This is a genomic window from Halomonas jincaotanensis, assembly GCF_018448785.1.
GTDB lineage: Bacteria > Pseudomonadota > Gammaproteobacteria > Pseudomonadales > Halomonadaceae > Halomonas > Halomonas jincaotanensis.
Genome location: NZ_JAHCLU010000003.1, coordinates 37,167 through 62,130, shown reverse-complemented (window position 1 = coordinate 62,130; position 24,964 = coordinate 37,167). Strand labels below are relative to the sequence as shown.

The window sequence follows — 24,964 nt, the reverse complement described above, 5'->3', positions numbered from 1 at the left end:
TCGAGGAACTCTGAGATGCAGACGCACTTTACCGAGGAAGACCTCAAGAAGCCGCATATCCGCGAGGCCGACCGCGTGCTGCGCTCCTGCGTGCACTGCGGCTTCTGTAACGCCACCTGCCCTACCTATCAGCTGCTGGGCGACGAGCGCGACGGCCCGCGCGGGCGCATCTACCTGATGAAGGAGATGCTCGAAAGCCAGGACGACGACGCCCAGGTCACCGAGGAGACCCGGCTGCACCTGGATCGCTGCCTGACCTGCCGCAACTGCGAGACCACCTGCCCGTCCGGCGTGGAGTACCACAAGCTGCTCGACATCGGCCGCGCCGAAATCGAGCGCCGGGTGCCGCGCGCCGTCCCGGACCGCGCACTTCGCTACGGGCTGCGCAAGGCGTTGGTCGAGCCCCAGCGCTTCAAGGCGCTGCTCAAGCTCGGCCAGACCTTCAAGCCGCTGGTGCCCGGCGCCCTCAAGGCCAAGATGCCGCCGGCGCCGATCGATGCCGGGGCTCGCCCTGCGACCGGACAACATGCTCGTCAGATGCTGATCCTGGAAGGCTGCGTGCAGCCGGGGCTCTCGCCCAATACCAATGCTGCTACGGCGCGGGTACTCGACCGGCTGGGTATCGGCCTGACACCCGCCCCCGAAGCGGGTTGCTGTGGCGCGATCGACTTCCATCTCAATGCTCAGGACGACGGCCGGGCACGCATGCGCGCCAATATCGACGCCTGGTGGCCGCATATCGAGAAGGAGAACGGCGAAGCGGGTGTTGAAGCGATCGTGCAGACCGCCAGTGGCTGCGGCGCCTTCGTCAAGGAATATGCCGAGATGCTCGCCGACGACCCCGACTATGCCGCGAAGGCCGAGCGGGTCAGCGAGCTGGCCAAGGACCTGGTGGAAGTGTTGCGCGACGAGTCGCTCGACGCGCTCACCGTCAGGGACACGCGCAAGCTCGCCTTCCATTGCCCCTGCACCCTGCAGCATGCCCAGCAGCTCGGCGGCGCCGTGGAAACCGTGCTGACCCGCATCGGCTTTGCGCTGACGCCCGTGCAGGATGCCCATCTCTGCTGCGGCTCGGCGGGCACCTATTCGATCACCCAGCCAGAGCTGGCCACGCAGCTGCGCGACAACAAACTCAACAACCTGGAAGCCGGCAATCCGGAAGTGATCGTGACCGCCAATATCGGCTGCCAGACCCATCTGGCCGGCGCCAACCGTACCCCGGTACGCCACTGGATCGAGATCGTCGACGAGGCCCTGACTCGGTCCACGAGCGACGGGCTACGCGCTGCGATCAGCACGTAGACAAAATACTAACCAAGGAGATTACCATGCAGCACAAACCCGCCCTGACCCTCAGCGATACCAACGTCCTGCTCGACGCCGCCCAGAAGGAAGCCGAGGCCAACGGCTGGTCCGTGACCATTGCCGTCGCCGACGACGGCGGTCACCTGCTCGGCCTGCGCCGCCTCGATGGTGCCGCGCCCTTCACCGCCGATGTCGCTACCCAGAAGGCGCGCAGCGCTGCCATGGGCCGCAAGGAGACCCAGGTCTTCGAAGAAATGATCAACGGCGGACGTACCGCTTTTGTCTCCGCACCGCTTCAGGCCCTGCTCTCCGGCGGCGTCCCGGTGATCGTCGACGGCCAGGTAGCCGGCAGCGTCGGCATTTCCGGCGTCAAGCCCGACCAGGACGTGCAGGTCGCCAAGGCCGCCGTTGCCGCCGTGGCTTGAGGCACTTGCCGCCAAAAAAGACAGGCCCCACCTCGGTGGAGCCTGTTTCGTTATGGTGAAGCATTCGGCGTTTATCGTCCGGGGAGGCGATGCAGCTCGCCATTCAGCGCCTTGATGATGGAGTAGCACATCAGCAGCATCACGACGGAGAAAGGAATCGCTGTGGCCGTCACCCCCGCCTGAAGCGCCGCCAGGCCGCCACCAATCAGCAGCACGATCGCCACCAACCCCTCCACTACCGCCCAGAACATGCGCTGGGGTCTCGGGGCATCGATCTTGCCGCCGGCGGTGATGGTGTCGATCACCAGGGACCCCGAATCCGACGAGGTAACGAAGAAGATCAGCGCCAGGACAATGCCGAGCGTGGACATCAGTCCCGTCAGCGGCAGCTCATTGAGCATGCCGAACAGCGACAGCTCCGGGCTATAGGAGTCGATCACGTACTCCTTGACCAGACTGCTGCCGGGGTCGGCATAGAGCTGATCGAGGGCAGTGGCACCGAAGATGCCCATCCAGATGAAGATGAACAGGCTGGGAATCAGCAGCACGCAGACCACGAACTCCCGAACTGTGCGCCCGCGCGAAACCCGGGCGATGAACATCCCCACAAACGGCGCCCAACTGATCCACCAGGCCCAGTAGAAGATCGTCCAAGACTGGCGGTAGGCGTCGTCCTCACGCCCGAAGGGTGCCGACAGCGCGGCGAACTCCGTCACATAGGTGGTAAGCCCCGTCCAGAACCCGCTCAGGGCGACCAGGGTCGGGCCGGCGAACAGCACGAAGAAGAAGAACAGCACGGCCAGGAACATATTGATCTCGGAGAGCTTCTTTACGCCGCCCTCGAGTCCGCGCCACACGGATACCAGGGCCACTGCCGTCACCAGGACGATAATGATGACCTGAGTGGCGGTGTTCACTTCCAAGCCGAAGACGAAATTCATCCCTGCGTTGGCCTGTTGCGCCCCCAGGCCCAGCGATGTCGCCAGCCCGAAGAGGGTAGAAAACACCGCGAGGATATCGATCGCATGCCCCCACCAACCCCAGACGCGCTCGCCAAGGATCGGGAAGAACGCCGAGCGAATCGAGAAGGGCAGGCCCTTGTTGTAGGTAAAGATACTCAGCGCCAGCGCCATCACGACATATACAGCCCAACCATGGATGCCCCAGTGCAGATAGGTACCGGCCAGGCCTAGGGCGCTGGCATCAGCGATGGCCTGCGGATCGAGCTCCCCGTCGGCCCCGAATGGGGACGTAACCCCCAGCGGCAGGGAGACGTTGGCGTGATAGACCGGCTCCAGCACACCGAAGAACAACAGCCCGATGCCGATGCCGGCGGCGAACAGCATCGCGAACCAGGAGAGGTAGCCGTGCTCGGGCCTGGCATCGGGGCCACCCAGCCTGACCGAGCCGTAGGGCAGCACGACGAGCGCCAGACAGAACAGGATGAAGAAGTCCACCACGATCATGAAATACCAGTCCAGCGTCCCGGTCGAGAAGGCGACGATGGACTGAAACGTGCTCCCGGCCCGCTCGGGGAACAACAGGGTGAGCACGATGAAGACGACAGATGCAAGCGCCGATACCACAAACACCCGGTTGTGGATATCAAAACCGACAGGACCCAACTGGCCCTCGATATTGTCCTGGCCAACGACATAGTCCGTGTCCATGTCGCTGGTTTCGGCATGCGATGAGGAATCGCTAGGATCATTCATGGCAAACTTCCTGTAGCTGGGATGACATGAATCATCAGTTTACCATGCAGGCTCCTCGAGCCTTTGACAGCAAGAGGCCCCTGATTCAACGCCTGCAGGACACGTCATGCCGCTGCTGTATTTTCTGGCCCCGCTGGGTGCCGTAATGATCTGGTCGGGCAACATGACCATCAACCAGCTCACGGTGGGCACCATCGCGCCGAGCAGCATCGCCTTCCTGCGCTGGGTACTGGCGCTTCTCGTGCTTACGCCCTTCGTGCTGCCCGCCGCCGTAAGACACCGCAGCGCCATTCGCCGCCAATGGTACAAGCTGGCCTTCCTGGGGCTGCTCGGCATGGCCATGTGGCAGGGGCTCGCCTATGTCGCCGCGGAAACCACCTCGGCCACCAACATGGGCATTCTCGCCGCCATGGTGCCGCTGCTGACGGTACTGCTCAGCGCGCTGATCCTGCGCGAGGCCCCCAGACTAGGTGGCATTCTCGGTGGCCTGGTGGCATTTGTCGGCGTCACCGTACTGCTCGGCCAGGGCGACCCGTTATCCCTGATCACGCTGGACGTCGCCCTCGGTGATCTGCTGATGGTCATGGCCGCCACCTGCTACGCGATGTACGGCGTGATGCTTAAACGCTGGCCGCTGGATATGCCGCCCTGGGTGGTGCTTTACTTGCAGGCGGTGTTCGCCACGCTGTTTTTGTTGCCCGGCTACCTGCTCGGCCCGATGACGCCCGTAGATGGCCAGAACGTCTGGCTGATTCTCTACGCCGGCATACCCGCCTCGATCATCACCACCTTCCTGTGGATGCGCGCCATCCGCCAGATCGGCGCCAGCCGGGCCAGCATTTTCATCAACCTGATGCCGCTTTTCAGCGCATTGATCGCCATGGCCTTTCTCGGCGAGCGAATCGCGCTCTTCCATCTGATCGGCGGCGCCCTGGTACTGACTGGTGTGATCATGGCGCAACGCCTGACGCGGCCATTGGGGAAGCCTGTCGAAGAGGGCCACCACCCCGGCTAACCTCGACCCGCGGGGTGGTCTTTGGAATAACTGATGAGTCCGCTTACCGTATTCCCGCCCTGAGGAACGACTGCACGAACTGGCGCTGGAAGAGCAGGAAAGCGACCAGTAGCGGCGCGATGCTGAGCAGCGTGGCGGCGCTGACGGTGGCCCAGTTGACCCCCGTTTCCGGCGCCGAGAAGACGCCGAGGCCAACGGTCAACGGACGGCTCTCCACCGAGTTGGTGACCACCAGCGGCCACAGGAAGTTATTCCAGTGGTGGCTGATCGATACCAGGCCATAGGCCAGGTAGGTGGGCTTGGCCAGGGGCACGTAGACCTTGAGGAGGATCGCCATCCAGCCGCAGCCCTCGATTCGGGCGGCGTCTTCCAGTTCGCGGGGGATCGTCTTGAAGGTCTGGCGCAAGAGGAAGATACCGAAGGCACTGGCCACATAGGGCAGGCCGATCCCGGTGATGGTATCGACCAGCCCCAGGCCGCTGGCGATGCGGTAGTTCTCGACGATCAGCACCTCCGGGAAGACGAACAGCTGGATCAGCACCAGCATGAACAGGATGTCCTTACCGGGCACGGGAAAGCGCGCGAAGGCGAAGCCGGCCAGGGTGCAAACCACGAACTGCGCCAGCACCACCCCGGTGACCAGTGCGAAGGTATTGAGGTAGTAGCGGGCAAAGGGCGCCTGCTCCCAGGCATCGGCGAAGTTGTCCAGCGTCAGCGGGGCCAAAAGGTCGAAACGCACCATGAATTCTGACGGGTGAAAGGCCGCCCAGAAGGCGTAGAGCAGCGGGAAGATCCAGATGATCGCCAGCAGCCAGGCGGCCACGGTGTCCAGGCGCGGCAGCGTGAAACGGCGGCTCGGCCGAGCCGGAGAGGCGGTGGAGGTAGTCATTGGTAATGCGTCCTGCGGTCGAGCACGGTGAACTTCACCGTGGCCACCACGGCCAGCACCAACAGGATCACCACGGTGATGGTGGCGGCGTAGGTGCGGTCGAAGAACGAGAAGGCATTCTCGTAGACGTAATAGAGCAGCAGGTTAGTGGCGTTGTTGGGGCCGCCCTTGGTGAGGATGAAGAGGTGATCGACCACGCGCACGGCGTTAATCAGCGCATTGATCAGCACGAACAGCGTGGTCGGCATCAGCAGCGGAAAGGTCACCCGCCAGAAGAAACTCCATCGACTGGTGCCTTCCAGGTTCGAGGCCTCCTCGAGTTCCGGCGGGATGCTCTGCAGCGCCGCCAGGTAGAAGATCATGAAGAAGCCGGCTTCCTTCCACACCGTCATCACGATCACCGAGGCGAGCGCCACGTTGGGGTCGCCCAACCAGTTGACGCCCGGAAGACCCAGCCAACCGAGCATGGCATTGAAAAGGCCGATCTGCGGCGCGTAGAAGAACATCCAGATATTGGCGGCGGCGATCATCGGCAGGATCGTCGGCGTGAAGTAGGCCATGCGCACGAAGCCACGCCCCGGAAGCCTGGCGTTGACGAACAGCGCCATGCCCAGCGCCAGGGCGATGGAGGTGGGAATCGTGCCCAGGGCATAGATGAGGTTGTTGCGCGCGACCTGCCAGAAGGTGTCGTCCTCGATCAACAATTGGTAGTTCTCGAGCCCGACGAATTCGGCGGGTTCACCGCGAAAGCCGGGCAGGAAGAGGCTGTTGAACAGTGTGGCGACGGTCGGCAGGTAGGCGAAGGTTGCCAACAGCAGTGCCGCCGGCAACAGCAAAAGCGCACCATAGACCTGCATGCGTCGGTCGGCGTTTTGAATCACCAGGGCTTGCCTCCTGCGCTATGAACGAGCCGGGGACAGGTCAGTGAGGAGGTCATTTGCCAGGGATGGCAAATGTAGCGTCCAGGGAGGGATTCACAGCGCCTCCTCCCTGACCATTGTCCCCGGCGCTCCCGTCTACATTTCTCCAGATTCTGGCCTTAGCGTTAGCGCGCATAACGGCGCAGTGCGGCATCCGCCTCGCGCTGAGCCTGCGTCAGCGCCTCCTCGGGTGACATCTGGCCGGTCAGCGCCGCCTGCACGGCGTTGTCCAGCGCGCGGCGAACCCGGCCGCCCTGGTAGGTGGCCAGCTCGGCGGTGCCATGCTCCAGCTGGTCCCTGGCGACAGCCGCCGGCGGGAAGGTCTCGATGTAGTCCTGCAGCGCCTCGGTCTCGTAGGCCGCCGGGCTCACGCCCATGTAGCCGGTCTCGATCGACCAGGCGGCGGCGCGCTCGGGGGCCGTCATCCAGCGGATGAAGGTCATGGCGGCCTGCTGCTCTTCTTCGGAACTGTCCTTGAACAGGTAGAAGTTCCCACCGCCGGTGGGGCTGCCGCGCTGCGTCTTCATGGGCAGCATCGCCACGCCGAAGTCGAAATCGGCCTCTTCCCGCACGGCGGTCAGGTTACCGGTGCTGTGCCATATCATCGCCGTGGACTGTTCGAGGAAGTTCTGGCGCAGCGTACCCCATTCGATGGTGCCGTCGGGCATCGCCGCGTGCTCGTCGGCCAGCGAGACCCAGTACTCGAGCGCCTCGATAGCGGCCGGGTCGTCGAAATAGACCTCGGTGCCATCCTCGCTCATCAGGCGATGACCGTTCTGGAAGGCGAACGCCTGGAACATCCAGTAGGGGTAACCGGTGGAAGGCACCATCACGCCCCACTGCTCGCCGTCGGAGGCCTCGCGAACGGCCGCGCCCATCTCGGCCATCTCCTCCCAGGTCTCGGGCGGCTGTTCGGGGTCCAGCCCGGCCGCCTCGAAGGCGTCCTTGTTCCAGTACAGCACGATGGTCGAGCGCTGAAAGGGGATGCCGTAGGTCTGCCCATCGAGCTGGCCGTTCTCCATCAGCCCCGGGTAGAAGCTGTCGAGCCAGGCCTGCTCCTCCTCGGTCTCGACCAGGTCGTCGAAGGCGACGATGGCGTCCTGCTCGATCAGATCGAAAAGGTCGATGGAGAACATCACCGACAGCTGCGGGGCATCCCCCGCCTCGATGGCCGACATGGCGCGCACCCGAGTGTCGTCGTAGTTGCCGGCATAAATGGCCTCGACATCGATATTGGGGTGTTCGTCCTCGAAGTCGCTGACCAGGCCGTCAACCACATCGGTCAGGGCCCCGCCTACGGCGACCGGGTAGTACATGGTCAGCTCGACCGGCTCGTCACCGGTCTGGGCGAGGGCCTGCCCGGCACTCAACAGGCCGGCGGCCACTAGGCTATAGCGCATGGGAAAACGGGATATCAGGGAAAGCATGGGACGACTCCTGGTTTAACGATGACGACTTGGGTTGCGATCTTGGGTGAGATCCGGTGTGTGGTCCGGGGTGTGATCCAAGCCGCGATCTGCAATGCGATTCGACGGGTGCAGGGCTCGCGAGGCGACTCGTCGCACGCCTTCGCCGGCTTGCGCGTTATCGCGCGTGGCGACGGGAAAGCGCGTCAAGTCATCGCGTCGCTGGCCGTCGGCGGCGAACAGATGGGACCTGTCCAGGGACCAGGCAAGCCGGCAGGCTGAGCCCTTGGTCACGACCGGCTTGCCGGCGAGCCGGGCGCGCATGACTTGGCTACCCACAGCCAGGCGCAGAATGGTGTCGGCGCCCAGGTACTCGGCATCGACCACCTCGGCCGGCACGCCCGGTGAGGCTGGTGTTGCCACCTCGATGTCCTCGGGCCGGATGCCCAGCATCCCGCCGACCGCCGCGTGCTCGGCGATCATGACATGGGGCTCACCCTCAATGATGGCGCCATCGGCCCCGGCCGCCAGGCGCACCAGGTTCATCGCCGGGCTGCCGATGAAGCTCGCCGCGAACGCCGAGGCCGGCCGATCGTAGAGCGCATCGGGGGTGTCGTCCTGCACGATGCGCCCACCCTGCATCAGAATCACCCGGTCGCCCATGCTCATGGCTTCGACCTGATCGTGGGTAACGTAGATCACCGTCATGCCCAACCGCTCCTGAAGCGCCTTGATCTCGCGACGCATCTCGCCGCGCAGGCGGGCATCGAGATTGGAGAGCGGCTCGTCCATCAGGCAGATGGGATGCTCGGAGATGATCGCTCGCGCCAGCGCCACGCGTTGGCGCTGCCCCCCGGAGAGCTGGGCGGGCTTGCGATCCAGGTAGGCTTCGAGATCGACGAGTTGCGCGACGCGTTCCAGGCGCTGGCGACGCTCCGGCTTGGGCACCTTGCGGCTGAGCAAGCCAAAGACGATGTTGTCGGCCACGCTGAGGTGCGGGAACAGCGCATAGGACTGGAAGACCATGCTGATGCCGCGATCGCCAGGCGGCAGGTCGGTCACGTCGCGCTCGCCGATATGGATGCGCCCACTGCTGGCCTGTTCGAGCCCGGCGACCATGCGCAGCGTGGTCGACTTGCCGCAGCCCGAGGGTCCGAGCAGGATCACGAACTGACCGGGCGCGACATCGAAGGAAATACCGTCCACGGCGGGCGGATCGTCCCAGCGTTTGGTGACGGTATCCAGGCGGATGCGCTTGTCGTTCTGTGCAACGTCCCGCGTAGCGTGCTGCTCTTGTTGTTGCGGCGTGTGTTGTTGTGGCATGGCTCGTCCGTTGCGGCGTGTCATCTCTCCTTGCCAAGCGTCATTGCCGACAGTGGCGAAGAGTGAGGCATTGGTCTTGATGCATTCTCTCTGATGAGCGTAGCCGTGTTTCGAGGTCATGCGGCCATCCTCAAACGAATGGATGACACGACGATGACAGCCACATGGCATCGACATGACAGCTCGAAGAGGTTGGAAAGACAAAGGGAGACAGCCGGAAAGTCACAGCACGCGTGCTAAACTGCGCTTTTCTCTCTGTTCGGTAAGCGAGGCGCCATGTCACTCGACGATCTGCATCTGAATCTGCGCAACCTGACGCCGGATGACTACCCCCAACTCAAGCTGCTGATGGACAAGGTCTATCACGATATTGGCGGAGCCTGGCCGAAGCCGACCATCGACAAGCTGATCAAGGAGTTCCCCGACGGGCAGATCGTCATCGAGGACGACGAGACGATCGTTGGCGTGGCCCTGACCGCCCTGGTCGACTACGACACCTTCTCGAATCCCCACAAGTACGACGACTTGATCGGCAAGCGCGAGACCATTCTCAACGAGCCGGATGGTGACGCCATGTATGGGCTCGACGTGCTGATCCACCCGGACTACCGCGGCTACCGCCTGGGACGTCGCCTCTACGAGGCACGCAAGGAGCTGTGCCGGTCGCTCAACCTGCGCGCGATCCTGGCCGGGGGCCGCATTCCCCACTACCACGAGCATTCCCATGAGCTCTCGCCCGCCGAGTACCTCGACAAGGTGGCCCGCAAGGAGATCCATGACCCCATCCTCTCCTTCCAGCTGGCCAACGATTTCCAGGTCAAGCGGCTGTTACACAAGTACTTGCCGGAAGACGAGAAATCCAAGGGCTATGCCACCCTGCTGGAGTGGAACAACATCCTCTTCGAACCGGCCGAACGGGTGCTGGAAAATCGCCCTACCCAGGTTCGCGTGGGTGCCGTGCAGTGGCAGATGCGCGAGTTCGAATCCGTCGAGGCCGTCCTCCAACAGGTGGAGTACTTCGTCGACGCCCTTTCGGATTACCAGAGCGACTTCGCGGTCTTCCCGGAACTCTTCAATGCCCCGCTGATGGGCCTCCAGGATCGCGCCGCCCAGCAGGACCAGCAGGCCGCCATCCGCTTCCTGGCCGGCTTTACCGAGCAGTTCAAGACGGAACTGTCGCGCATGGCTATCGCCTACAACATCAATATCATCGCCGGCTCGATGATCGAGGTGGGCGAGGACGACCGCCTCTACAACATCGCCTACCTCTGCCATCGCGACGGCGAGATCGAGCGCCAGGCCAAGCTGCACATCACCCCCCAGGAGCGTCGTGACTGGGTGATCGACGGCGGCGACGAGCTACGCGTCTTCGACACCGACGCCGGCCGGGTGGGCATCCAGATCTGCTACGACGTGGAATTCCCCGAGCTCTCGCGCCTGCTCGCCGACCAGGATATGGACATCCTCTTCGTACCCTTCTGGACCGACACCAAGAATGGCTATCTGCGCGTTCGCCACTGTGCCCAGGCGCGCGCGATCGAGAACGAGTGCTATGTGGTGCTCTGCGGCAGCGTGGGCAACGTGCCTTCTATCGAGAACCTCGACATCCAGTACGCCCAATCGTCGGTGTTCTCGCCCTCGGACTTCGCCTTCCCCCACGATGCCGTGCTCTCCGAGACCACCCCCAACACCGAGATGGTGATGTTCTCCGACCTGGACCTGACACGACTGACCGTGGTGCGCGCCGAAGGCTCTGTGACTAACCTCAAGGACCGCCGCAAGGATCTCTTTGACCTGCGCTGGCGTGACTGGTCATGGAAATCTGGGGGCCTGCCATCAGGGGCCAAGCAGGACGAGGCCTGAGCTAATGCTCGAGCGCCTGCGATACTGGCGTGCGGCGCGCTTCGCCGCTCGCCATCCATTTCCGGAGCATGCCTGGGCCGAATCGCGTGCACGCCTGCCGCTACTGGCTGCCTTGAGTAATGACGACGCCGCGCGGCTGGGCCAGCGTGCCTGGCAGTTCCTGCACACGAAGCGGCTGAGCCTGCACCCCGAGCTCGTCGCGACCACGCCCTTTGACCCGCCCGCTCGGCTAGGCCTGGCGGCCCAGGCCTGCCTGCTGACGCTGGGCTGGAATGACGCCGAACACGAGGAGGCATTCAGCGGACTGCGCGAGATCCTGATCCTGCCCGACGCCTTCACCCGCCAGGTCGAGGAAATGGACGAGGCCGGCGTGATGCATGAATACGTCGACGAGCGGGCCGGCGAGACATCCCACCAAGGGCCAGTGGTCGTCGCCTTCCCCGACCTGATGGACAGCGGCAGCCATGACGGTTTCAACGTAGTGATCCATGAACTCGCGCACAAGCTCGACATGGGCAACTCGCTGGATATCGACGGCTTTCCGCCGCTACCGCGCGGAATCAACCCGAAAGAATGGCATCGGGTGTTCACGGGCGTCTGGGAGGACCTTCAGGCACGACTCGCCCGCGGCGAGCAGACCCCGATCGACGACTACGCCGCCACGCACCCGGGTGAGTGCTTCGCGGTCTGCTGCGAGGTGTTCTTCACCGCGCCGGACAACCTCCATGAGGCCTACCCCGACCTTTACGCCCTGCTCTCGCGCTACTTCCGACAGGACCCGCTGACGCGATTTGGGTCATCCTCCGGTGATGTCTCATGAGACGTCCCTGGGTAATTCCCGCGCTGATGCTGGGCGCGCTGGTGATAATGGGCGGACTCTGGCAGTGGCTTGCCATGCAGGACTTGCTGACGGTAGCCAACCTCAAACGCCTGGCCGCGGGTACCTTGGCCTGGCGCGACTCCCCGCTGGCCTTCGTGGTGGTCATGGGAATCTATGCCACCGCCCTGCTGGTGATGTTTCCGCTGAGCCTGATGGTCGCGGCCACCGGGCTGATCTTCGGGCCAACCTGGGGCTTCGTCTACGCCACCCTGGGGACGCTAGCCTCCTCGGTGGTTTCCTATTGGGTGGGAAGACGCCTGGGGCGAGAGACCCTGATGGCGTATGGCGGTCACCACCTCGAGGGTATGTCGCGTTACCTGGCCAAGCGCGGCATCCGCACTATGACGCTGATCAATCTCCTGCCGCTGGCCCCCTTCACCCTCACCAACATGATGGCCGGCGCCTTTCATCTGCGCTTTCGCGACTATATGCTCGGCTCGCTGCTGGGCATTTTGCCCGGCCTCGGCGCCGTGACACTGCTCGGCAGTCAGCTGGGGGAACTGATCACCGCGGAGAACCGCCAGGAGCTGCTGTGGTCGCTGGGTGGCCTGGCGCTGGGCATCGCCCTGCTGGTCGGCCTCAGGCACCTCTCCTCGCGAACTCGAACCTCTTCCACGCAGCGCCAAGCTTCTCGCCTGCGAGCCCGCTCGGGGCGCTCGTCTGACGCGGCTCATCAGGCTGCTACGGTATCGAGTCATCGAACGTCGTCCGACAACCCCTCGATGAGCCAATCCCAAAGCAGTGACGACTCCTCCCGCGACTGACGTCGGGCGGGGCGCACCAGCCAGAAGCGCTCCGCGCTGGGCACACTCAGGGCGAACGGCGCCACCAGATCAGCGCGGTTCTCGAAGAGGCGTCGATGCGTCAGCGCGATACCACCGCCCTGGCTGGCGAGCGCCAGCGTCATCACCTGATTGTCGCAGGTCAGCGCCGGGCCGCGCTCATCCAGGCCCGCCACGCCCGCCAGTTCCAGCCAGGTAGGCCAGCCCACGGCAAAGCCCGCCGCGTGCAGGAGGGTATGGCCGGCAAGATCCGCCGGCTCACGCAGCGCCGAGGCCACAGACGGGCTGCACACCGGCAGCAGGCTTTCGTCACCCAGGCAGATTCCTTCGACGCCGGACCAGTTGCCCAGTCCGTAGCGGAGCTCGATATCGGCGCCTTCGGGACCGAAGTCATCCGCCCATATCGCGCTGACCAGTCGCACGGCGAGGGCCGGGTGCGCGCGATGAAACGCCATCAGGCGCGGCGCCAGCCAGTTCTGCTGCATCACCGGGGTGGCGCGCAGCGTCACCGTACGCTCCGTCGCGTTGCCGAAGACCTCTTGCGTGCCCTCCCCGATTCGCGCGAACCCGTCGAGGATGCTCGGCAGCCAGGCCTGCCCGGCCGGCGTCAACGAGAGGCTGCGCGGGTGGCGCACGAAGAGTTTCTGTCCCAGCCGGTCTTCGAGCAGGCGAATACGCTGACTGATCGCCGCCTGCGTCACGCCGAGCTCGCGCCCCGCTGCGGTAAAGCTCAGGGTGCGCGCCGAGGCCTCGAAAGCCTGGAGCCATAGCAAAGGGGGTAACGATGACATGAAAAAGCCTGTGATAAGCTGAGCTAGGGCATAGGGGTCAGATTAATCGTTTGTCACTCGCCTGGCCAATCGCCATCCTGATGATGCATTACCGATTGCCCATCAGGAGTTACGCATGATCCAAGCCACCGTTTCCGATCTCACCCCCGCGGATATTGCCCCGGCACCGCCGGTGGACATGCGTGAACTGTCCCCCTACGAGGCAGCGCCGCGACTGCGCGAGGCCAGAATAGTCGGTCATCGGGTCGAGCTCGAATGGCAGGACGGCCAACAGGCCGAATTTCCGCCGATCTGGCTGCGCGACCACTGCCCCTGCTCGACCTGCCGCCATGGCCAGACCTTCGAGCGGCTGGTCTTTCCCATCGAGGGGATCGCCATCGCCCCCGACGTGCAGATCACGGACGGCCACCTGGTAGTGAACTGGGCCGATGGCCACGCAAGCCGTTTCGACGGTGGCTGGCTGCACCAGCGCCGCCCCGGCGAACCCGGCCGCAACGTGCTTCCCGAGCGCCACCCCTGGCGCGACGGCTTCTTTCCCCAGCGTGTCGCCCACGGCGACTTCGTCGCCGGTGCCGATGGCGAGCGTACCTGGCTGACCGCGCTGTTGCGCGATGGCCTGGTACTGCTCGACAACGGGCCGCTCGCCGACGAGGAAGTGAGCCGCCTGGCCAAGCGCATCGGACCACTGCGCTCGACCAACTTCGGCGCGCGCTTCGACGTGCGCTCCAAGCCCAACCCCAATAATGCCGCCTATACCGCCATCGGCCTGGCACTGCATACCGACCTCCCCAACTGGCGCCAGCCGCCCGACATCCAGCTGCTCTACTGCCTGGAGAATGGCGCCGAGGGCGGTGGGTCGCTGTTTGCCGATGGCTTTCAGGTCGCCGAGGTGCTGCGCCGCGAGAACCCCGAGGCCTTCCGCCTGCTCAGCGAGACGTCGATCGACTTCCGCTTCCAGGACGAGACCCAGGACATCGGCGTGCGGGCGCCCATCATCGAATGCGGTGACGACGGCAAGGTGGTGGAGATTCGCTTCAACAACTGGATTCGCGACACCCTGCGCCTGCCGGTGCAGACGATCGAAGCCTGGTACCGCGCGTATTATCGCTTCTGGCAGCTGCTCCACGAGCCGCGTCACCAGCTCGAGTTCGACCTGGCGCCGGGGCAGATGATCGCCTTCGATAACCGTCGCGTGCTGCATGGCCGCGGCGCCTTCGACCCCAACACCGGCGCCCGCCATCTGCAGGGCACCTATCTCGACCGCGACATGCTCGAATCGCGGCTGCGGGTGCTGGCGCGAGAGGACTGAGCCGTTTGCAACACCATCAGATGACCATCACAGAATAAGGACTCATCATGAGCGTATTCCACGACCGCCCCTTACTGACCCGCACCTCAATGGCGATGCCTCTCGCCCTGGGGCTTGCCGGCACCACCCAGGCCGATGACGCCACCCTGGACTTCGGTGTCCCCTCCTGGCCCGGCATCACGGTCAAGACCCAGATCGCCGAGCAGCTGCTTGAGTCCCTGGGGTACGACACCAGCAGCCAAGAGCTTGGTCTTCAGGTGGTCTATCAAGGCATGGAAAGCGGCGATATCGACGTCTTTCTCGGCGGCTGGATGCCCGCGCAGCGCGAGATGTTCACCCCGCGTGAAGAAAGCGGCGCCATCGTCAACGTGGGCAACAACGTCGACGGTGCCCAGATGACGCTGGCGGTGCCCGAGTACCTCTACGACCAGGGCATCCAGAGCTTCGCCGACCTCGACGAAAACCGCGAGATGTTCGATGGCGATATCCACGGCTTCGGCGCCGGCTCGGCGGCCAGCGAGATTCTCAACGCCGCCATCGACGAAGACGCCTGGGGCCTGGGCGACTGGCGCCTGGTGGACACCAGCACCGTGGGCATGCTCAGTGCGGCGCAGGACGCCATTTCCCGCGAGGAGCCGATCGTCTGGGTCGGCTGGACACCGCACTGGATGAACCTCGCCCTGCCGATGCGCTACCTCGACGATCCCAAGGACCTGTTCGGCGAGAACAATGGGGAAAGCGAGGTGCTGACCCTGATGCGCGGCGACTATGCCGAGGCCAACCCCAATCTGGTGACCTTCTTCGAGCAGTTCAGCTTCAGTGCCGAAGAGCAGAGCTGGATGATCCGTGAATTCGGTCAGGAAGAACGCGATGCCGAAGAGGTGGCACGAGACTGGATTAACGAGAACACCGAACGCGTCGAAGCGATGCTCGATGGCGTCACTCACCGCGACGGCGAGGCCGCCTGGCCGATCGTCGAGGCCAGCCTGAACCGCTGAGTTTCACCATACGACGGATCGAACGATAAGCAAGCGCCGTCCCGGCATTCCCCTCAATGGGAATGCCAGGCCAGTCGCGTCATGGCGGCGTCATTTCGGGGGTAACTCGGCTTCGTCGCGATGACCGGGCCACCACGAGGGACGCTCCTGCTCCCACTCTTCATGCACCAAGTGGCGCAACAGCCGTCCGCGATAGCAAAGCATCTGCCACTCGGCACCCAGGCGACCCCGAACACGGTCCCAGCCGCCGTCGTCGGCATGAGTAAACGGTCCCCCTCGCGCGATCGCCCCCTGATAGATCTCGACACATCGCTCGGCGCTGCGGGCTTCATCGAACTGCGCCGCGGTGACCAACGCCTCCCGACTCAAGGGATCGCGCTGTGCCTTTTCGGCAAGCGCGATCAACGCCTCGGCCATCTCCACGACATCATCCGAGACCAACAAGCGGCCATTATCGCCATCGCGCACCACCTCCCTTACCCCCGGAGCCGACACCGCGACCACTGGTAGCCCCGCCGCCATGGCCTCAGCAATGACCATGCCCTGGGTCTCGCTATGCGAGGCGAAAGCGAAGACGTCCATGGCGTGGTAGGCGTCGATCAGCGCCTGCCCCTGCAGACGTCCGGTGAAATGAAAACGCGCGGCTACGCCGTGGGTCTGGGCGATGTCCCGCATTAACCGTCGCGCCTCACCCTCCCCAACCACCAGGAAATGAGCTTCGGGCAAGCTGACCAGGGCTCGGCATACCGCCTCGGCGAGAAACGTCAGGTTCTTCTCCTGGGCCAGCCGGCCGAGGTGGCCGATCACGTAGGCTCCGGCGGGAATGCCCAGCGACTCACGCCACCGTTGACCCTTACCCTCGGCAAAACGCGCGGTGTTTACGCCGCTGGGCACCACGCTGAGCGCGGGATTGGCGTTGCGTTCGAGCAGCAGGTCGCGAATGCTCTCGCTGGGGGCGATCACTTCGTCGCACAGCCAGGTGTACTGGGTCGCCAGGGCGATCGCGAATCGCTGCATGCGCGGGGAGTCGCCGGGCACGTAGTGGGTATAGTGCTCGTAAAGGGTGTGATGGGTGAACACCAGCGGCAATCCATAGGTTTCCGCCGCGCGGGCGGCCGTATCGCCCAGCAGGAAGGGATGGTGTGAATGCACGATATCCGGCTCGAAGGCCTCGATATCGTCATAAAGTTGACCGGGGATGGGTACCGGTAGCGAGAAGTCGCTGCCATTGAAATGCTGAACCGCTGCCACTCGCACCACGTCGGTTTCCTCGCGTGGCTGGCCTTCCAGACGCGGCGCGACGAGCAGCACCCGATGGCCCATCTCCTGTAAGCGCTGCTTCAACCGCTGCACCGACTCGCTGACCCCACCGACAATGGGCAAGTAGGTGTTGGTGAACATCAGCACATTCACAGTGGTTCATCCTTCATGGCAACACTCCTTGTCAGTGGCTCTCCCGAACCGGAAGCCGCGCCATTTTGCAGGGGCGGTACACGGTTGACCATCTCCTGTTCAAGATAGGCCACAAAGGCCCGGAGGCGAGACGGCACATAGCGACGCTGCTGATAGACGGCATGGAAATCGGCCCGCACGCCCTGCCACGCCGGCAGCAACTCGACCAGGTCGCCGCGGGCGAGATGCTGGTGTACGTCCCACCATGAACGCAAGGCGATACCGTGGCCATCCAGGGCCAGTCGCATGATCACCTCGCCATCGTTGCTGGCAAGCGGGCCCGAGACCTTCACCGCCTGCTCCTGCTGAAGCGCATCACGACGGTGGAAACGCCAGACCGCGAAATCGCTGTCGTTTTCGCGAAGCAGCAAACACGCCTGGTGAGAGAGCGCCATGGGCGACTCGAGTGGCCGCATGGTCGCCAGGTAGCGCGGGGCGGCGCATAGTACACGACGGTTGGCGAGGATGCGCCGGGCGATCAAGCGCGAATCCGGTGGCTCTCCCACGCGAATGCCGATGTCGAACGCCTGATCGCCCAGGCTAAGCGGAAAGTTGCTGAGTTCGAGCACCGCCTCGATCCTCGGATGGCGTTCGCAGAACGCCGAAAGCAACGGCGCCACATGCCGCCGTCCGAAGCCGAAGCTGGCATTCACCCGCAGCGGCCCAGAGAGCTCCGCCTGATGGTCGCCCAGTGTCTCTTCCAGTTCATTGAGTTCCTCGAGAATGGTGGAACCACGCGTCAGGTAGCGCTCGCCTTCGGCGGTGAGCGTCAGGCGGCGCGTCGTACGGCTGGCAAGCTCCACGCCCAGGCGCGCCTCGAGTTGCTTGAGGCGCTTGCTCACCGCCGACAGCGACAGGCCCAATTCGCGTGCGGTGGCGGTCAGGCTACCGGCATGGGCCAGGCGCTGGAAAAAGCCCAGGTCGTCGAGATAGGCCACACAACTCTCCACTTCCAGTCAACAATAAATTGAATTATAGACCCATTATCCATCGCCGAAGAAGAGCTAGACTGGGAGCGTTAACGCCAGACACTCAAGCAACGAAACAAGGAGCACCCCATGACCCACAAGATCGCCGTGATTCCCGGTGACGGTATCGGTACCGAAGTGATGCCCGAGGGGCTACGCGCGCTGGAAGCCGCTGCCAAGCAATTCAATATTGACCTACAACTGGAGCACTTCGACTTCGCCTGCTGCGACTATTACCTCGAGCACGGCAAGATGCTGCCCGACGACTGGTTCGACCAGCTCAAGGACTTCGATGCCATCTTCTACGGCGCCGTGGGCTGGCCGGAGAAGGTGCCCGACCATATCTCGTTGTGGGGCTCGCTGCTGCAGTTCCGCCGCCAGTTCGACCAGTACGTCAACCTGCGGCCCTGTAAGCTGCTGCCGGGGATCAAGAGCCCGCTGGCGAATCGCAAGCCCGGTGACATCGACTTCTACGTGGTACGCGAGAACACCGAAGGCGAATACTCCAGCGTCGGCGGCAAGATGTTCGAGGGCACCGATCGCGAAGTGGTCATCCAGGAAACCGTGATGACCCGAACCGGCGTCGACCGTGTGCTGAAATACGCTTTCGATCTGGCCCAGACCCGCCCTCGAAAGAAGCTGACCTCGGCCACCAAGTCCAACGGCATCGCCATTACCATGCCCTGGTGGGATGAGCGTGTGAAGGCCATGTCCGGCAACTACCCGGACGTCAGCGTCGACCAGTTCCATATCGACATCCTGACCGCCAATTTCGTCATGCACCCCGATTGGTTCGATGTGGTCGTGGCCAGCAACCTGTTCGGCGATATCCTCTCCGATCTGGGTCCGGCCTGTACCGGCACCATCGGCGTGGCGCCCTCGGCCAACATCAACCCCGAGGGTAAGTTCCCCAGCCTCTTCGAGCCGGTGCATGGCAGCGCGCCGGATATCGCCGGCAAGGGCATCGCCAACCCCATCGGCCAGATCTGGTCCGGCGCCATGATGCTCGAACATCTTGGTTACAAGGAGGCTGGTCAGGCGATTGTCGACGCCTTCGAGGCGGTACTCGCCGAGGCCGACCCGACAGTGCTCACCGCCGATGCCGGCGGCAAGGGCACCACCGAGAGCCTGGGCAAGGCCATCGCCGAGTGCATCGCTGGCTGAAAGTTGACGGCCTGCCCGCAACGGGCAGGCCGACACCCCGGCTTAGGCCCGGGGTAATCTGCCAATCGCTATATATGACTTTTCAAGGGTTAAGTTCTACGTTTGTTCTGAAGGCACCTTCGGGTTCGCTTCGCTGATCACAACGCCATCAGACAACAATCAGGACAAACTCATGAAACTTGGACGCCGTCAGTTCCTTTCGGCAACGGCCGCCCTGGCCGCTGTCGGCACGTCGCCTCAGCTCCTCGCTTACCAGCGCTCACCAGGCCCCGTTCCTGAGCGATACCCCATCGATGCCTGGAAGGTCGAAGACCCACGCTTCAGTGATTACATGATTTTCAATAGCCCGTTGGAGCGCCACTGGAGCGGGGGACTCTGGACCGAGGGGCCGGCATGGAACGCCGTGGGCCGCTATGTCGTATTCAGCGATATTCCGAGTGCCCGGCAGATGCGCTGGGATGAGGCGACCGGCCAGGTCAGCGTGATGAGACACAATGTCGGGTACTCCAACGGCAATACGTTCGACCACCAGGGTCGACTGATATCGTGCGAGCACTACCCGGCGCGCGTCTTGCGCTACGAATGGGACGGCAGCACCACGGTGCTCGCCGAGCGCTATCAGGACAAGCCGCTGAACGCGCCCAACGATGTGATTGCCCTGCCCTCTGGCGGGGTGATCTTCACCGACCCCGGCTATGGCGCTCACTTCGACTTCGAGGGCAAGAAGCGCGAGCTGGAGCTCGAGACGGCGATCTATTACGTCGAAGACAACCTCGACGAGCCGATCAAGCTGACCGAGGACATCCACAAGCCCAACGGTATCGTGCTGACGCCGGATGGTCGCGGCTTCTATGCCAGCGACAGCGCGCCGACCCATTTCGACGAGCCAGCCCGGATCATTCGCTGGACGCTTGGCGATGACGGTCGTAGCGTCAGCGACCGGCAAGTGATTGTCACCAACGAGGAAACGATCTTCGACGGCATGGCCTGTGACATGGACGGCAATATCTGGTCGAGCGCCAACGGTGGCGAGGGCATCGATGGCGTGATGGTCTTCTCGCCGGAGGGCGACCTGCTGGGTCGCGTCCTGCTGCCCGAGGTCTGCTCCAATGTCTGTTTCGCCGGCAAGGATCGCAACCGCCTGTTCATGACCGCCAGCCAATCCGTCTACACGATCTACACGGCGGCTCGCGGAGCGTAGCCCTGATCGCCTGGGTGGTTCCGCCTACGCTGAGCTACCTGGCGCTAGGCTAACCTAGCTCGGGGTCCCGCGCCGGAACTGAGGAGCGCCCATGCCACGAGGCCCGCCATGCTCTCCTTTGCAGGACAGCGTGGCGAGGCCTGGATCATGGCAGAAGATCGAGAGAGGGACTTCAGCCGGCCAGCTTCGCGGCAATACGTGCCACGTGTTCGCCCTGGAAGCGGCAGATGGTCAGCTCACGATCATCCGGCTGACGCGAGCCGTCGCCACCGGCCAGGGTCGAGGCGCCATAAGCCGAACCGCCACTGACCTCGGAGATATCGAACAGCTCCTTCGCGCCGTAGCCGATCGGCACGATCACCATGCCGTGGTGCGCCAGGGTATTCCAGAAGGAAGTGATAGTGGTCTCGTTGCCACTACCCGTGCCGGTGGAAGTGAAGACGCTGGCCACCTTGCCGAGCAATGAACCATTGGCCCAGAGACCACCGGTCTGATCGAAGAAGGTGCGCATCTGACCCGACATGTTGCCGAACCGCGTGGGTGTTCCGAAGATCACCCCATCATAATCGGCGAGTTCCTGCGGGCTGGCCTCGAGCGTATCGAACTGCTGGCCGCCGGCCTTGGCGAAGGCCTCGTCGCTCATGGTTTCGGGCACCCGCTTGAGGGTGACCTCGACGCCATCGACCTTTCGTGCACCTTCGGCCACTGCCTTGGCCAGGGTGTCGATGTGACCGTACATGGAATGATAAAGCACGAGGACCTTCGTCATGACTGTCTCCTTGAGGATAATCATCGTATGAATGGGATAACTCCACCAGTGTAGGCGACCCGTGCGTGCAGAAAAGCGAAGGATTTCGTCCTTGCCGATCGATGAAATCGATGCATTGTTGTGTCCATTCCGAATGAAGCGACCACGTATGCGTTTCGTGAAACACCCGGGGAAGGCATCATGGTTCCGCTTTGCCTTTTCAGGAGTCAACGGATGCCCAACCCTTTCCCCCTCACCGGCCTGACGGCATTATTGTTCGACGGTTGCATCGACATTCCCGAAGGCATTCGGACGGTTATCGACTTCGATGCGCAGGAGCCGGGGGCACCGAAGGACTCACTACCTGGCGGCCGCTATCGACTGGCCGCGCCCGGCGTGCTCGAGTTGGTACCAGATGCCGCGGGTCCGCAGGCCCGAGCGGTCGTGCTCTCGGTCGGCATCCACGGCAACGAGACCGCGCCCATCGAACTGCTCGGCGACTGCCTGGCGCGACTCGAGTCGGGGCTGTCGCGTTTGGGTGCCCCGGTGCTAGTGATACTGGGTAACCTTGAGGCGATACGCCACGGGACACGCTATGTCAGCACCAATCTCAACCGGCTGTTCCGGCGTGATCTCGACGAGGTCGGCAGGGAACCGGACCGGGCCCGCGAGCTGATGGTCGAGGTCGATGCCTTCTTCGCCCGCCATCCGGGCCGCGAGAGGCTGCATTACGACCTGCATACGGCGATCCGCGACAGCCGTTATCCGCGCTTCGTGGTCGAACCCTACGGCGAGACGCCAACGCAACCGCAACAGTGGCGCTGGTTGGCGGCGGCCGACATTCAGGCCGTGCTGCACCAGCATCGGCACAGCTGGACCTTCTCCCACTACTCGAAGCACTATCACGGCGCCCAGACCTTTACCCTGGAACTGGGTCGCGCCTTGCCCTTCGGCGCCAACGACCTGCCACCGCTGGCACCGATGAAGCGCCTGTTGGATGCGTTGATCGCGGGACAAGAGCCGCCCTCGGACGACCTGGCCGGCATGGTATTCTTTCGCGTCGAGCATGAATTGCTACGCCAGAGCGAGGCGTTCCGGCTCTGCTTTGACGACGATACGCCCAATTTCACCGAATTCGCCCCCGGTACGCCGCTTGCCGAGGGCAGCGCGGACGATGGCTTTACCGTCGGCCAGCGGCCGTTGCGGGTTGTGTTCCCCAATGCCAATGTCGAGCTGGGCGCGCGGGCCGCGTTACTGGTGAGTCCCGCGCCACTGCCAGACAGCTGACCGGCCGCCTCGAGCCGCGACCGATAGCGAAACACACCCGGTCAGAGCGTCCCTGCCGAGAGCCGGGCGGGCTGGTAGAATCCCTTCCTATTCGCGTCGCGTCTGTCAGAGCGAGGCGCCCATGGCAACCTTATCTCATCCGGAGCCCGTTGCATGGCCGAATCCCCGATCCCGCTGGAAGTGCGCAACATCACCAAGCGCTTCGGCGACACCGAAGTGCTCAAGGGCCTGTCGCTCGAGGCCCGCAAGGGCGACGTGATCACCCTGATCGGCGCCTCCGGCTCCGGCAAGAGCACCTTTCTGCGCTGCATGAACCTGCTCGAGCAGCCCAACGAGGGTGAGCTGATCGTTCACGGCGAGCCGATCATCTTCAAGCAGACCCGCCATGGCCGCGAGCCCGCCGACTGGAAGCAGGTGGTGCGCATTCGCGCGAAGCTGTCGATGGTCTTCCAGAGCTTCAATCTCTGGGCGCACATGACGCTGCTGGAAAACGTCATCGAGGCGCCGGTCCATGTGCTGGGCAAGCCCAAGAAGGCGGCCATCGAGCATGCCCGGGCGCTGCTCGAGCGGGTAGGCCTCGCCGCGCACGCCGACTACTATCCCGCGCAGATGTCGGGCGGCCAGCAGCAGCGCGGTGCCATCGCCCGGGCGCTGGCAATGGACCCCGAGGTGATGCTGTTCGACGAGCCGACCTCGGCGCTGGACCCGGAACTGGTCGGCGACGTGCTCAAGGTCATGCGCGACCTGGCCGAGGAAGGCCGCACCATGATCGTGGTCACCCACGAGATGGCCTTCGCCCGCGACGTCTCCACCCAGGTGATCTATCTGCATCAAGGGCATGTCGAGGAAGCCGGCCCGCCCGATCAGGTGCTGGACAATCCGCGCTCGGAGCGACTCAAGCAGTTCCTGGCGCCCAAGCATTGATCCCCGGGAGGATACGCTCATGATCGATCTGCACGGCTACGGCCCGCGTCTTCTGGAAGGGGCCCTGGTGACCGTCGAGCTGGCCTTGCTGTCGCTGGTGCTTGCCATCTTGCTGGGCCTGGTGACCGCCAGCGCCAAGATGTCGCGCAATTGGTTGGCCCATCGCATCGGCACGCTCTATACCACCACCATCCGCGGCGTCCCCGATCTCGTGCTGATGATGCTGATGTTCTTCGGCGGTCAGATCGGCATCAATCAGATCACCGATTGGCTATATACCCAGTTCGCTATCGATATCTTCATCAACGTCAACGAGTTCGCCGCCGGGGTGATCACCATCGGCCTGATCTTCGGCGCCTACATGGGCGAAACCTTCCGCGGCGCGTTCCTGGCCGTGGATAGCGGGCAGATCGAGGCCGGGCGCGCCTACGGCATGAACCACTGGCTGGTATTCCGGCGCATCCGCTTCCCGCAGATGATGCGCCACGCCATCCCCGGACTTTCCAACAACTGGATGGTCCTACTCAAGACCACCGCGTTGGTCTCGGTGATCGGGCTCTCCGACATGGTGCGCATCGCCACCGAAGCCTCCAAGGCCACCCGTGAACCCTTCACCTTCATGATCATTGTCGCGGCAATTTACCTGCTGATCGCCAGCGTCTCGGAATGGGGCTTCGCGCGGTTGCAGAAGCGCTATAACGTCGGCTTCACGGAGGCGGACTGATGGAAGCGCTGACCACCTGGCTGGACAACCAGCTTGCCGACAACAGCATCTTCACCCTGCAGACCCTCGGGTACTACGGCGAAGGCCTGGCCACCACCGTGCAACTGGTGTTCCTGTCACTGGTCATCGGTCTGGTGTTGGCAGTGCCGCTGGCCATCGGGCGCGGCGCGAAGCGGCGCTGGGTGAGGTTGCCGATCTTTCTTTACTGCTATGTGTTTCGCGGCACGCCGCTGCTGGTACAGCTCTACCTGATCTATTACGGCGTGGTCTTCGTCGAGGGCATCCAGGACACCTGGCTGTGGGTGATACTGGAGAAACCCTTCGTCCCGGCGCTGATCGCCTTCACCCTGAATACCGCGGCCTATACCACCGAGATCTTCCATGGCGCCATCAAGGCCACGGCCAGAGGCGAGATCGAGGCGGCCCGCGCCTACGGCATGTCGCAGTGGCTGATGATGCGCCGTATCATCATTCCCAGTGCCTTTCGCCGGGCATTGCCGGCCTACGGCAATGAGGTGATCTTCATGCTCCACGCCAGCGCCATCGCCAGTGTCGTGACGATCATGGACCTGACCGGCGCGGCCCGCTTCGTCTACGCCCGCTACTACGCGCCTTTCGAGGCCTTCCTGTTCGTGGCGGCCATCTACCTGTGTCTTACCTTCGCCATCCTGTATCTGTTCCGCTATCTGGAGAAACGCCTGCTCGCGCATCTCAAGCCGGCCAGCGGCTGAGGCTACGACCAAGCATAAAACACACGTTGGGTACTAGTGTTTGAAAGCGCGCATGCCGCCCTTCCGCCTTTCCCGACGATCCACTATGGTGGACGGGTCATCGCTCACAAGGCGATACCACCAACAAGCACAGGAAACCCCATG

23 protein-coding genes are annotated in these 24,964 nt (G+C 63.7%); 14 read left to right on the top strand and 9 right to left on the bottom strand.

Translation table 11 applies throughout. From position 1 onward, the window contains the following. The first annotated feature begins 15 nt into the window (after positions 1–15). Positions 16–1,302 carry a glycolate oxidase subunit GlcF gene (gene glcF / locus KG088_RS03605; RefSeq protein ID WP_213824129.1) on the top strand — a complete coding sequence of 429 codons (1,287 nt, stop codon included), beginning with the start codon at positions 16–18 and terminating at the stop codon, positions 1,300–1,302. Positions 1,303–1,328: 26 nt separating this feature from the next. Then, positions 1,329–1,730 (top strand): heme-binding protein, encoded by a 402-nt coding sequence (locus KG088_RS03600; protein WP_213824128.1) that lies wholly within the window; start codon positions 1,329–1,331, stop codon positions 1,728–1,730. A gap of 71 nt (positions 1,731–1,801) precedes the next feature. Here the strand turns inward: KG088_RS03600 and KG088_RS03595 are convergent, their stop codons facing one another. Next, the gene (locus tag KG088_RS03595; RefSeq protein WP_213824127.1) at positions 1,802–3,445 is read right to left on the bottom strand and encodes a BCCT family transporter; all 1,644 of its coding nucleotides are present in this window, start codon (positions 3,443–3,445) and stop codon (positions 1,802–1,804) included. Between the two features lie 106 nt (positions 3,446–3,551). On the opposite strand from KG088_RS03595, the gene KG088_RS03590 reads away from it, so the two are divergent. Beyond that, positions 3,552–4,460: a DMT family transporter gene (locus tag KG088_RS03590; protein WP_213824126.1), complete on the top strand. Its 909-nt coding sequence runs from the start codon at positions 3,552–3,554 to the stop codon at positions 4,458–4,460. 43 nt (positions 4,461–4,503) lie between these two features. Here KG088_RS03590 and KG088_RS03585 read toward each other — a convergent pair whose 3' ends face one another. From KG088_RS03585 to KG088_RS03570, 4 genes are all read right to left on the bottom strand, one after another. Next, entirely contained in the window at positions 4,504–5,349 is an 846-nt protein-coding gene (locus KG088_RS03585; protein ID WP_213824125.1) for a carbohydrate ABC transporter permease, read from the bottom strand. Then, positions 5,346–6,206 carry a carbohydrate ABC transporter permease gene (locus KG088_RS03580; protein ID WP_213824410.1) on the bottom strand — a complete coding sequence of 287 codons (861 nt, stop codon included), beginning with the start codon at positions 6,204–6,206 and terminating at the stop codon, positions 5,346–5,348. The genes KG088_RS03585 and KG088_RS03580 overlap by 4 nt, the downstream gene beginning before the upstream one ends. 188 nt (positions 6,207–6,394) lie before the next feature. Continuing rightward, the gene (locus tag KG088_RS03575) at positions 6,395–7,696 is read right to left on the bottom strand and encodes an ABC transporter substrate-binding protein (RefSeq protein WP_250148051.1); all 1,302 of its coding nucleotides are present in this window, start codon (positions 7,694–7,696) and stop codon (positions 6,395–6,397) included. Between the two features lie 15 nt (positions 7,697–7,711). Next, on the bottom strand, positions 7,712–8,998 hold the full coding sequence (locus tag KG088_RS03570; protein ID WP_213824408.1) for an ABC transporter ATP-binding protein: 1,287 nt from the start codon (positions 8,996–8,998) through the stop codon (positions 7,712–7,714). Between the two features lie 276 nt (positions 8,999–9,274). Here KG088_RS03570 and KG088_RS03565 point away from each other — a divergent pair, with 276 nt between their 5' ends. Genes KG088_RS03565 through KG088_RS03555 form a run of 3 tightly spaced genes read left to right on the top strand, consistent with a single transcriptional unit; the run spans position 9,275 to position 12,505 of the window. After that, complete coding sequence (locus KG088_RS03565; RefSeq protein WP_213824124.1) at positions 9,275–10,861, top strand: bifunctional GNAT family N-acetyltransferase/carbon-nitrogen hydrolase family protein; 1,587 nt, start codon at positions 9,275–9,277, stop codon at positions 10,859–10,861. 4 nt (positions 10,862–10,865) lie between these two features. After that, positions 10,866–11,681 (top strand): M90 family metallopeptidase, encoded by an 816-nt coding sequence (locus tag KG088_RS03560; protein WP_213824123.1) that lies wholly within the window; start codon positions 10,866–10,868, stop codon positions 11,679–11,681. After that, entirely contained in the window at positions 11,678–12,505 is an 828-nt protein-coding gene (locus KG088_RS03555) for a TVP38/TMEM64 family protein (RefSeq protein WP_213824122.1), read from the top strand. The genes KG088_RS03560 and KG088_RS03555 overlap by 4 nt, the downstream gene beginning before the upstream one ends. Here the strand turns inward: KG088_RS03555 and KG088_RS03550 are convergent. Further along, the gene (locus tag KG088_RS03550) at positions 12,436–13,314 is read right to left on the bottom strand and encodes a LysR substrate-binding domain-containing protein (protein WP_213824121.1); all 879 of its coding nucleotides are present in this window, start codon (positions 13,312–13,314) and stop codon (positions 12,436–12,438) included. The genes KG088_RS03555 and KG088_RS03550 overlap by 70 nt on opposite strands. A gap of 115 nt (positions 13,315–13,429) precedes the next feature. On the opposite strand from KG088_RS03550, the gene KG088_RS03545 reads away from it, so the two are divergent. Both KG088_RS03545 and KG088_RS03540 read left to right on the top strand, forming a co-directional pair. Then, positions 13,430–14,623, top strand: a complete 1,194-nt coding sequence (locus KG088_RS03545) for a TauD/TfdA family dioxygenase (RefSeq protein ID WP_250148050.1) — start codon at positions 13,430–13,432, stop codon at positions 14,621–14,623. An 89-nt stretch (positions 14,624–14,712) separates the two neighbouring features. Further along, positions 14,713–15,621: an ABC transporter substrate-binding protein gene (locus tag KG088_RS03540; RefSeq protein WP_213824406.1), complete on the top strand. Its 909-nt coding sequence runs from the start codon at positions 14,713–14,715 to the stop codon at positions 15,619–15,621. Positions 15,622–15,711: 90 nt separating this feature from the next. On the opposite strand, the gene KG088_RS03535 is transcribed toward KG088_RS03540, so the two are convergent. Then, positions 15,712–17,034, bottom strand: coding sequence for a glycosyltransferase (locus KG088_RS03535; RefSeq protein ID WP_213824120.1), 1,323 nt, complete (start codon positions 17,032–17,034; stop codon positions 15,712–15,714). After that, on the bottom strand, positions 17,031–18,011 hold the full coding sequence (locus KG088_RS03530) for a LysR family transcriptional regulator (RefSeq protein WP_213824119.1): 981 nt from the start codon (positions 18,009–18,011) through the stop codon (positions 17,031–17,033). The genes KG088_RS03535 and KG088_RS03530 overlap by 4 nt, the downstream gene beginning before the upstream one ends. 120 nt (positions 18,012–18,131) lie before the next feature. Between KG088_RS03530 and KG088_RS03525 the strand changes: the two genes are divergently transcribed. Both KG088_RS03525 and KG088_RS03520 read left to right on the top strand, forming a co-directional pair. Further along, complete coding sequence (locus KG088_RS03525) at positions 18,132–19,205, top strand: tartrate dehydrogenase (RefSeq protein WP_213824118.1); 1,074 nt, start codon at positions 18,132–18,134, stop codon at positions 19,203–19,205. 172 nt (positions 19,206–19,377) lie between these two features. Continuing rightward, positions 19,378–20,406 (top strand): SMP-30/gluconolactonase/LRE family protein, encoded by a 1,029-nt coding sequence (locus KG088_RS03520; RefSeq protein ID WP_213824117.1) that lies wholly within the window; start codon positions 19,378–19,380, stop codon positions 20,404–20,406. 172 nt (positions 20,407–20,578) lie between these two features. Here the strand turns inward: KG088_RS03520 and wrbA are convergent, their stop codons facing one another. Further along, the gene (wrbA, locus tag KG088_RS03515; protein ID WP_213824116.1) at positions 20,579–21,175 is read right to left on the bottom strand and encodes an NAD(P)H:quinone oxidoreductase; all 597 of its coding nucleotides are present in this window, start codon (positions 21,173–21,175) and stop codon (positions 20,579–20,581) included. A 213-nt stretch (positions 21,176–21,388) separates the two neighbouring features. On the opposite strand from wrbA, the gene KG088_RS03510 reads away from it, so the two are divergent. The 4 genes from KG088_RS03510 (at position 21,389) to KG088_RS03495 (ending at position 24,820) form a co-directional block, all read left to right on the top strand. Continuing rightward, entirely contained in the window at positions 21,389–22,441 is a 1,053-nt protein-coding gene (locus tag KG088_RS03510; RefSeq protein WP_213824115.1) for a succinylglutamate desuccinylase, read from the top strand. A gap of 153 nt (positions 22,442–22,594) precedes the next feature. After that, on the top strand, positions 22,595–23,365 hold the full coding sequence (locus KG088_RS03505) for an ABC transporter ATP-binding protein (protein ID WP_213824114.1): 771 nt from the start codon (positions 22,595–22,597) through the stop codon (positions 23,363–23,365). A gap of 19 nt (positions 23,366–23,384) precedes the next feature. Beyond that, on the top strand, positions 23,385–24,089 hold the full coding sequence (locus tag KG088_RS03500; RefSeq protein ID WP_213824113.1) for an ABC transporter permease: 705 nt from the start codon (positions 23,385–23,387) through the stop codon (positions 24,087–24,089). Then, positions 24,089–24,820: an ABC transporter permease gene (locus tag KG088_RS03495; protein ID WP_213824112.1), complete on the top strand. Its 732-nt coding sequence runs from the start codon at positions 24,089–24,091 to the stop codon at positions 24,818–24,820. Before KG088_RS03500 ends, KG088_RS03495 begins: the two co-directional genes overlap by 1 nt. Positions 24,821–24,964: the final 144 nt, after the last annotated feature.